Source organism: Blastococcus sp. CCUG 61487 (genome assembly GCF_005222955.1).
In the GTDB taxonomy this organism is placed as follows: domain Bacteria; phylum Actinomycetota; class Actinomycetes; order Mycobacteriales; family Geodermatophilaceae; genus Blastococcus.
The window spans coordinates 1-1864 of record NZ_LWUA01000230.1 but is presented as its reverse complement, the minus strand read 5'-3'; the positions used below and the strand labels follow the sequence as shown (position 1 = coordinate 1864).

Annotated in this window: 1 protein-coding gene; it reads right to left on the bottom strand. The window is 74.8% G+C overall.

Annotated features, from left to right (window positions below; translation table 11 throughout):
• Nucleotides 1-101: 101 nt before the first annotated feature.
• Nucleotides 102-1742, bottom strand: coding sequence for an FAD-dependent oxidoreductase (locus A6V29_RS12445; protein WP_137160592.1), 1641 nt, complete (start codon nucleotides 1740-1742; stop codon nucleotides 102-104).
• Nucleotides 1743-1864: the final 122 nt, after the last annotated feature.

The following is a 1864-nucleotide window of genomic DNA, read 5'->3' as shown; positions in this document are numbered from 1 at the left end:
GGTCCGGCCGCCGTCGGCGAGCTCGGTCAGGTCCGCGTCGGGCAGCTCGGCGAACAGGCGCGAGGTGCGCAGCGCCGCCACGACGTCGGCCGCTGTCCCCGTCACCGTCCGGCCAGGCGCTCGTGCACGAAGCTCACCGCCACGGCGCCCTCCCCGACCGCGGAGGCGACGCGCTTGACCGACCCGCGCCGCACGTCGCCGGCGGCGAAGACCCGCGGCACCGACGTCTCCAGCGGCAGCGGCGGGACGGGCAGCGGCCAGTCCTCGGCAGGCTGTCCCAGATCCGCGCCGGTGAGCACGAAGCCCTTGCCGTCGCGGCGCACCACACCGTCCAGCCAGTCGGTCCGGGGCGCCTGGCCGATGAAGACGAACACGGCGTCGGCGGGCACCTCCCGCTCCGTCGTCCCGGAGCGCAGCCGCAGACCCTCCACCCGGCGCTCGCCGAGGACGCCGGCGACCTCGACCTCGGGTTCGACGGAGATGTTCTCCGCCGCCTCGATCCGGTCGATGAGGTAGCGCGACATGGTGCCGGTCAGGTCCCGCGCACGGATGAGCAGCGTCACCGACGCCGCGAACGCGGAGAGGAACACCGCCGCCTGGCCGGCCGAGTTGCCGCCACCGACGACGAACACGTGCCCGCCGCCGTGGTCGACGGCCTCCGCGCGGCCGGCGCCGTAGTAGACGCCGCGCCCGGTCAGCGGATCGGCGCCGGGGACGTCGAGGGTCCGGTAGCTCACCCCGGAGGCGACGATGAGCGCCGACGCGCTCACCTCGGCGCCGTCGGCGAGCCGGACGACGGAGTAGGGATCCGCGCGGGTCACGCCGACCACCTCGCCGGGCACGAGCATCTCGACGCCGAACCTGATCGCCTGCTCCCGGGCGCGCAGGGTCAGGTCCGCGCCGGACAGGCCGACCGGGAAACCCAGGTAGTTCTCGATCCGGCTGGTCGTCCCCGCCTGCCCGCCCGGTGCGCTGCACTCGAGCAACAGGGTGTCCAGGCCCTCGGAGGCCCCGTACACGGCGGCGGCCAGCCCGGCCGGCCCGGCGCCGACGATCACCAGGTCGTACGCCGCCCGCTCGGCCCGGACGTGCAGCCCGATCCGCTCGGCCATCTCGTGCAGGTCCGGCCGGACCAGCACCTCGCCGTCGTCCAGGACGACCACCGGGAGCTCGCCGGCGTCGGACCGGGCGAGGTCGAGCATCTCCCGCGCCAGCGGGTCGGCCTCCATGTCCATCCACCGGTAGGGCACCAGGTTGCGGGTCAGGAACTGGCGCAGCTCCTGGGTGCCGGCCGACCAGCGGTCGCCGATCAGCCGCAGGTTGGCCGCCGGCGCCGGCCGCCGCCAGGTCTCCAGCAGGTCGTCGAGGACCGGGTAGAGGCGGTCCTCCGGCGGGTCCCACGGCTTGAGCAGGTAGTGCTGGACGTCGGCGTCGTTGATGGCCCGGATGGCGGCGTCGGTGTCGGCGTAGGCGGTGAGCAGCACCCGGCGCGCGTCGGGGTAGAGCCGTCGCGAGGCGGCGAGCAGCTCGACCCCGCTCATGCCGGGCATGCGCTGGTCGACCAGGAGCAGCGCGACCGGCTCCTCGCGGAGGCGCAGCCGGTGCAGCAGGTCCAGCGCCTGGTCCCCCGACGACGCCGTCATCACCTGGTAGTGCTCGGCGTACCTGTCGCGCAGGTCCCGCTCGACGGCGGCCAGCACCGGCGCGTCGTCGTCCACGGCCAGGAGGACCGGACTGCCCATCGACCACTCCCCCGCTCCGGCGGCATGACCGCGTCGCGCGGCTGGACGGGAACGTACGCCGCACGACGGGCGCTGAGAAGGCGCGCGGAGGCGGTGCTAGGTGTACTGCTCAGACAGGTTGG

Coding starts and splice junctions, on each gene's coding strand:
- A6V29_RS12445 (WP_137160592.1), bottom strand. CDS start 1,742: ATGGGCAGTCCGGTCCTCCTGGCCGTGGACGACGACGCGCCGGTGCTG.